The sequence below is a fragment of the Desulfosarcina sp. genome (assembly GCF_041551955.1).
Taxonomy (GTDB): domain Bacteria; phylum Desulfobacterota; class Desulfobacteria; order Desulfobacterales; family Desulfosarcinaceae; genus Desulfosarcina.
Window position 1 is genome coordinate 1 of the sequence record NZ_JBFELV010000246.1, and the last position, 7,525, is coordinate 7,525.

A 7,525-nucleotide genomic window follows, 5' to 3' on the forward strand; every position below is an offset into this window, starting at 1 on the left:
ACAATCCGACGATCCGGGAGAGCACACCGGGTTCATTGTCCACCAGCATGGTCAGTATGTGTTTTTCTACTGTCAATTCCTTTTTCTCCTGATCCTGATCAACCTATAAAGGGCTGTGCCGGTCCGATGGCTTTGTCTAACGGTCGAGATCAAGGCTTGCAAGTCCCGAGGAACGAGGCGTACTTTTCGTACGTCGCAGTGACGATGGATGAAGCGTAACGCAGATATCGGGCGTTGGACGAAGCCGTATCCTAAACCAGCAGCATCTCCGTGATGGGCGCCCCGGCCGGCACCATCGGATAGACGCACTCTTCCTTGGCGACCCTGAAATCCATGATCACTGGACCGGGCGTTTCCAGGCCCTGGCGCAGGACGTTTTCCACCTCCTCCGGCTGGGTGGCCCGCAATCCCACGGCTCCAAAGGCCTCGGCCAGTTTGACGAAATCAGGTGCATGATCCATGCACGTGGCGGCGTAGCGCTTGTCGTAAAACAATTCCTGCCACTGGCGGACCATGCCCAGGTAGCCATTGTTTAGGATGACCACCTTGACCGGCAGGTTGTACTGAACGGCGGTCGCCATTTCCTGGATGTTCATTTGAATGCTGCCGTCTCCGGCCACATCCACCACCAGGGCATCGGGAAAGGCCACCTGGGCGCCGATGGCCGCCGGGAGGCCGAAACCCATGGTGCCCAATCCGCCGGACGTGACAAAATGGCCCGGGCGGTCGAATTGATAGTACTGGGCCGCCCACATCTGGTTCTGACCCACTTCCGTGGTAATGATGGCCTCGCCCCGGGTCAACTCATGAAGTTTTTCCACCACGTACTGGGGTTTGATTTCGGCTTCCTGGACATAGGACAGTTTGAATCTCTGTTTCCACGCCTCGATCTGATCCAGCCAGGGGCCGCGACTGGCTGTCAGCGGGTCCAGGTCCTCCTCCGCCAAGTAGCTGTTGATAATCTCCAGTGTGGTTTTGCAGTCTCCCACCACCGGGATGCTCACCGGCACGTTCTTGCGAATGGAGGTGGGGTCGATGTCGATGTGAACGATTTCGGCCTGGGCGGCAAAGCAGTCGGTCTTGCCCGTCACCCGGTCGTCGAAGCGTACCCCGATGCCGATGAGCAGATCGCATTCGCCGGTGCTCATGTTTGCCCGGTAAGTACCGTGCATGCCGATCATCCCCAGCGAGAGTGGATCCGAGCCGGGAAAGGAACCCAATCCCATGAGGGACGTGGTCACCGGGATCCGGGCACTGCGGGCCAGGCGGGTCAGCGCCTCGGCCCCTTTGGAGAGGATGACCCCGCCGCCGGCGAAAATCACCGGACGCTTGGCCGCCATGATCAGGTCCACCACCTTGCGCAGCTGCTTCGAATTGGGTTTGTAGGTGGGGTTGTAGGACTTGAGCTTGACCTTTTGTTTGGGTTTGAAATTGGTCGTTGCCTGCTGCACATTCTTGGGAATGTCCACCAACACCGGTCCCGGGCGGCCGGATCGGGCAATATGAAAGGCTTCCTTGAGAATCCGGGGCAGTGCTTCCACCGAGGGCACCAGGTAGTTGTGCTTGGTGCAGGGTCGGGTGATGCCGACGATATCCACTTCCTGGAATGCATCATTGCCGATGAGGTGGGTGGGTACCTGGCCGCTGATGATCACTACGGGAATAGAGTCCATATAGGCGGTGGCCACGCCGGTGACGGCATTGGTCGCGCCCGGTCCGGATGTGACCAGACAGACACCGACATCGCCGGTGACGCGGGCGTAACCGTCGGCCGCATGCACCGCAGCTTGCTCATGACGAACCAGGTAGTGGCGGATATCGGTTCTTTCCAGACGGTCATGAATATCGATGGTGGCCCCGCCGGGAAACCCGAAAATGGAATTCACGCCCTCTTCTTTGAGGACTTCCATCAAAATCTGCGCTCCGGTGAGTTTCATTTGCTTGTGCTCCTTTGTTAGTGGACCCGAGGCCCGAGGACTGAGATCTGAAGCCTGAGGTCAGAGGCCCGATGTCAGCGGTCAGACTTCCGTCTTCTGTCCTCCGTCCTCGTCTTTTATCTTACCACCGCCCCTTGGCTGGCCGAAGAGACCTGCCGGGCGTAGCGGGCCATGTATCCATGTCGGATTTTCGGTTCGGGTGCCTGCCAGCCGGCCAGGCGCCGGTCGATCTCGTCATCGGACACCTTCAGTGTGACGGTTTTTGCAGGGATATCGATGGCGATGCGATCGCCTTCGTTGACGATGGCGATGGGGCCGCCCTGGGCCGCTTCCGGTGAGATGTGACCGATGGCAGCCCCCCGCGATCCGCCGGAAAAACGGCCGTCGGTAATCAGGGCCACGTGCGCATCCAATCCCATGCCGGCGATGGCCGACGTGGGGGTGAGCATTTCGCGCATGCCCGGTCCGCCCATGGGGCCCTCGTAACGCACGATGATGACATCCCCCTTGCTGATGCGACCCTGCATGATGGCTTCCGTTGCCGTCTCCTCAGAGTCAAATACCCTGGCCGGTCCTTCATGGCGCAGCATCCCATCCAGAACCGCCGATTGTTTGACCACGCATCCCTCCGGTGCCAGGTTGCCGTAGAGCACGGCCAGGCCCCCCTGCGGATGGTAGGGATGGTCCAGCGGGCGTATCACCTCGGGGTCAAGGGTGAAGACCCCGGCGGTATTCTCGGCGATGGTGTTGCCGGTGACGGTCAGGCTGTCTGCATGGATCAGTCCCGCAGCCGACAGTGCACCCAGGACGGCGCTGATGCCGCCGGCCCGATTCAGGTCCTGGATATGGTGCGCACCGCCGGGGCTTAGTGAGCAGATGTGGGGCGTCCGCTCACTGATGGCGTTGATCATGTTCAGATCCAGAGCAACGCCGGCTTCTGCGGCAATCGCCGGCAGGTGCAATACGGTGTTGGTGGAGCATCCCAAGGCCATATCGACGGTCAGGGCATTGTGAAAGGCTTCGGGGGTCATGATTTTTCTGGCGCTGAGTTTTTTTTCCCACAGGTCCAGGATTTGAATGCCGGCCTGCTTGGCCAGGCGCACCCGGGCGGAGAAGACGGCGGGGATGGTGCCGTTTCCGGGCAGGCCCATGCCGATCACTTCGGTCAGGCAGTTCATCGAGTTGGCGGTGAACATGCCGGCGCAGGAGCCGCAGGTTGGGCACGCGGCGTCTTCGATGGCAGCCAGCTGGTCGGCGTTCATCTTGCCGGCTTTTACGGTGCCGACGGCTTCAAAAACGGTTATCAGGTCGATTTTCCGGCCGGGTATTTCCGGGTGTTCACCGGCCAGCATGGGACCGCCGCTGATGAAAATGGTGGGCAGATCCAATCGTGCGGCGGCCATGAGCATGCCCGGTACGATTTTGTCGCAGTTGGGAATCATGACCATGGCGTCCAGGGCATGGCCGATGGCCATGACTTCGATGGAATCGACGATGAGTTCACGGCTGGCCAGCGAGTAGTTCATGCCGGTGTGATTCATGGCGATGCCGTCGCAGACACCGATGGTGCCGAATTCCACCGGCGTGCCACCGGCCATGTAGATTCCGGCCTTTACCGCCTGGGCGAGGGTGTCCAGGTGAACATGGCCGGGGATGGCGGTATTGACCGCATTGGCGATGCCGATCAGCGGCCGCCTGATCTCCTCATCCGTGTATCCAATGGCTTTGAAAAGGGCCCGGTGGGGCGCCCGTTCGATACCTTTCTTGGCGTCATCACTCTTCATCCCGGTGCTGTCCTTTCTGAAAAAGTACAAAAAAAAATCCGCTATCGCCTCTGGGGTGATAACGGATTACATGATTTCCGGTGTTGGCTGTTTTAGACCATTATCGCCCCTGTTTCCTCGCTGTGGATGAGGACACCCACGACGAGGATAAGAATAAGACTAATGATGCTGATAAGGGCGAAGCGGCTGCTCATATTTCGCGTTCCTAAGTTTATAACGATCCTCACCTAACAGTCCGTTTCCGGCAAGTCAAGCTTTTTCTTGCCTTTGGGGCGGCTCCCCGTTAAGGTGGGCGAGACATGCACACCCAAGGGAGACTTTCACCATGGACCAGACACGGCAATCCTTGAAGGGGCAGTTTCTGATGGCCATGCCCGGGCTGGCCGACCCCAACTTCTACCAATCCGTCACCTGCCTGTCCGAGCACAATCCAAAAGGGGCCATGGGGATCGTGCTCACACGGGTCCACCCGACAGTCAACGGCAAGATGATCTTTGATGAATTGGAGATCCCAACTGCCGCGGGCGCGGAAAAAATTCCGGTTCATATCGGCGGTCCGGTCCATATGAATGAAATCTTCGTTCTCCACGGCGCACCCTTTACCTGGGAGGGCAGCATGATGATAACCGGAGAGCTGGCCTTGAGCAATTCGCGCGATATCCTTGAAGCCATCGCCGGAGCAGGCGGCCCGCGTTCGTTCATCATTGCGCTGGGTTGTGCCGGTTGGGGGCCCGGGCAGCTGGAAAGTGAAATTCGCAGCAACGTCTGGATCAACGGGCCCTATTCGGAATCCATCGCCTTTCAAATGGAAGTGGAAAGACGCTGGGAAGCGGCCCTGAAAGCAATCGGCATTGACCCGGCCTTGCTATCCGATACGGCGGGTCATGCCTGACAGCTGGGTTAAAAAAAAGTAAGGTTGAAAAGAGTGACGGGCTATGCTTTCGAGGGATTTGCACGAAAGGCGGGATGCAGGGGTGGCAAGGGGCCATGATGTGCCCCTTGCTTTATTCGGTATCGTCCTTTTTGGGTTTCTGCTTGGGTTTCTTCTTTTTCAGACAATCCTTGTCCTTCCTGACGAACGCACAGAGTTTGGGATTGTAGTACTCCTTGCAGTTCAGCGGATTGTATAATGGGCATTCCGGATGTTTTTCTGACATGTGTATGGCGTTCCTTATGCTGGGTTTAGCGTCGTTGAGCCGCCCAACTCATCTCTTTCCGGTCCGCTGTATATCATTAAATCATAAGATTTACAAGCCATTGTGTTCTTTTGCAGGATGCCTGCACCGCCTGGCCACCTGCTGGGAAACCTTTGACAATCGTTCGATTAAATGTAAAAATCCACTGCCGGTGTGCGGATCATTTCCGCGGGCAGATTCCGGCCTTTCAGCATCCGCATCCACTGGTTTCAAAACCATCACCAAACGAATACCATACCCTGGAACAGACCCGAGAAAAGAAAGACATGCCTGCATACGAGACACTCAAGCGCCAGATTACCCGTATCAGCGATGACACCGCGCAACTGATTGACGAGGCTGAGAAGATTACCGAACGGGTGGATGAGGGGTTTTCCCAGTGGAAGACCACCTGCCAAATTATATCCGAACAGATATCCGAAGAGATCATGCGCGTGGCCGTCGTGGGTGCCATCAAATCGGGGAAGAGTACCTTCGTGAACACCCTTTTTGGGGGTGATTACCTCAAGCGGGGGGCCGGGGTCGTCACTTCCATCGTTACCCGGGTGAGAACCGGCAGCCGCTTGCGAGCCACCCTCTACCTCAAGAACTGGGATGAGGTGAACCAGGACATCGATCAGGCGGCGATGCTCCTGCCCGCCCGCAACCGTTCCGGCGAGCCCCATCCTGCTGACATCCGCCGGGAAAAGGATCGCCAGATGCTCCACCGAGCGCTGGCCGACCTGGCGGCCGACCAACTGATTTCCAACGACACGCGCAGCGCCGGCAGCGTGCTGTTGGCCTCCTATCTCAACGGTTATGACCGCGTACTACAGGTCGTTCAGGCAGATAATGCCACCGTCGTCTTCGGAAACGACCGGTTCCCGCTACACCGGGATTTCGTCGGCGACGATGCCATGGCCGCATACCTGAATGATGTGTTGCTGGAAATTGACACCCCGGGCCTCGGCGAAGGGGTCGAGATCGCTGACTGCCAAGGCAGCGACTCACCCAACCCGCTGCATCTGGCCATGATTCAGGACTACCTGATGATGGCCCATCTCACGGTTTACGTGGTCAGCAGCCGCACGGGGCTTCGCCAGGCAGACATCCGGTTTTTATCCATGATTCGGAATATGGGAATTCTGGAAACGGTTGTTTTTGTGGTGAACTGCGATCTCAGCGAGCACGAATCCCTCGACGATCTTACCGAGGGGCTTCGAAAAATAGAAGCAGATCTTGGCCTTATCAGTCCCGAGCCCCAGACATTCGCCTTCTCCGCCTTGTTTCTGCTCATGTCGCAGATGGAATCCAACCTGTCCCCAAGAGATCGTGACCGGCTGGCCCATTGGCGGCGGGAGTCGGCGATGGTCGATTTCGCGTTGGCAGAGCATCGCCGCTTCGAGCGATTTATAGAACAAAAGATCCGCCGGGAACGCACCTCCCTGTTGCTGAAAAACCACCTGGAGCGGCTGGAAATAGTTGCCGGCGGCATTGGCCGTTGGATCGATTTCAACCGTGACCTGCTGGCCCGGGACGCCGATGGCGCAAAGGCGTTGGCCGACCGGGTCCACCGTCAGCGGGGCCGATTGGATCGTATGAAGCTGACGGTGAAAAATACGCTGGATGGTGCCGTCAATCAGGTCAAACGCGATTTGAAAACCGCCATCGACCGTTTTTTCGACGAACATGTCGACGGTGTCGTGTCCGGGGTTATCCGTTTTGTCCGCAACTATCAGGTGGAGATGCACCGTTATGATGAAAGCTTGATGAGGGCGGGATTTGCCCAAACGCTGTATATGGTCTTTCAGGAGTTCAAACAGGCCGTGGATGCACACATGGCCGAAACGGTGAATCCCCAGGTAATCCGGTTTGTCAAGTCGCAGGAAAAAAAACTCATGGGGTATCTGGATGAGATTGCCGGGCCCTATGGTGCCATGATCGATGAAGCCCTGGCGCAATACGCCAACGCCATGGATGAGGAAAATGGGTACAAGTCTAAGAAATCAATACCGATTAACTTTGTGTCGGATCTGGAATCCATTCGCCAGGTGGCCGGACTGTCGCTGCCGCCGGCTGCAACGACCATGCATTATTCCGCCCAGATCAAAACGGAAGCGGTCATGCGCTTCGGATTCTACAAGATCATCAACCTGGTCAAGAAAGCCTTGAGAAGATCGGCAGACAAGGTCCATCAGGAACAGTTTTTGGCGCTCGCATCGGGGGTCAAGCGCATGAAGCGTGAAACGGAGCGGTCCGTTTTGTTTCATCTGAAGGACTATAAGGAAAACATCAAGTTCCAGTATATGCTGAAACTGGCCGATGCCGCCGCCGCAACCCTTTACGGGCAGATGCTGGAGCGGTTCCAGCACCATGGGGCCGACCTCTCCAGGCTGGTGGATCTCATCAGCGGACAGCGGCTGGACAAAGCGAACGTGTCGGCGTCGCTGGACCGGATGAGGGACGCGTCCCGGTCCCTCCAGGAGAAGATCGTCGACCTTAAATCGGATCTGGGGCAGTTGAACGGATAGGGAGACAACGCTAACGGAAGGGGAGACAATATGGCCAAAAAGAAAACCAGAACGATCGCGGTGGCAAACGAGAAAGGTGGCGTGGGCAAGACAGTGAC

Annotated in this window: 5 protein-coding genes; 2 read left to right on the forward strand and 3 right to left on the reverse strand. The window is 57.5% G+C overall.

Going from position 1 to position 7,525, the window contains the following annotated elements; all coding sequences use genetic code 11:
- Positions 1–251: 251 nt before the first annotated feature.
- The gene (gene ilvB, locus ABYV26_RS16655; protein ID WP_372682484.1) at positions 252–1,937 is read right to left on the reverse strand and encodes a biosynthetic-type acetolactate synthase large subunit; all 1,686 of its coding nucleotides are present in this window, start codon (positions 1,935–1,937) and stop codon (positions 252–254) included.
- Positions 1,938–2,053: 116 nt separating this feature from the next.
- Positions 2,054–3,721: a dihydroxy-acid dehydratase gene (gene ilvD, locus ABYV26_RS16660; protein ID WP_372682485.1), complete on the reverse strand. Its 1,668-nt coding sequence runs from the start codon at positions 3,719–3,721 to the stop codon at positions 2,054–2,056.
- A gap of 325 nt (positions 3,722–4,046) precedes the next feature.
- Between ilvD and ABYV26_RS16665 the strand changes: the two genes are divergently transcribed.
- Positions 4,047–4,613, forward strand: a complete 567-nt coding sequence (locus ABYV26_RS16665; RefSeq protein ID WP_372682486.1) for a YqgE/AlgH family protein — start codon at positions 4,047–4,049, stop codon at positions 4,611–4,613.
- 112 nt (positions 4,614–4,725) lie between these two features.
- Here ABYV26_RS16665 and ABYV26_RS16670 read toward each other — a convergent pair whose 3' ends face one another.
- Positions 4,726–4,878, reverse strand: a complete 153-nt coding sequence (locus ABYV26_RS16670) for a hypothetical protein (RefSeq protein ID WP_319260274.1) — start codon at positions 4,876–4,878, stop codon at positions 4,726–4,728.
- Between the two features lie 305 nt (positions 4,879–5,183).
- Between ABYV26_RS16670 and ABYV26_RS16675 the strand changes: the two genes are divergently transcribed.
- Positions 5,184–7,427 (forward strand): dynamin family protein, encoded by a 2,244-nt coding sequence (locus ABYV26_RS16675; RefSeq protein ID WP_372682487.1) that lies wholly within the window; start codon positions 5,184–5,186, stop codon positions 7,425–7,427.
- The last annotated feature ends 98 nt before the right edge of the window (positions 7,428–7,525 follow it).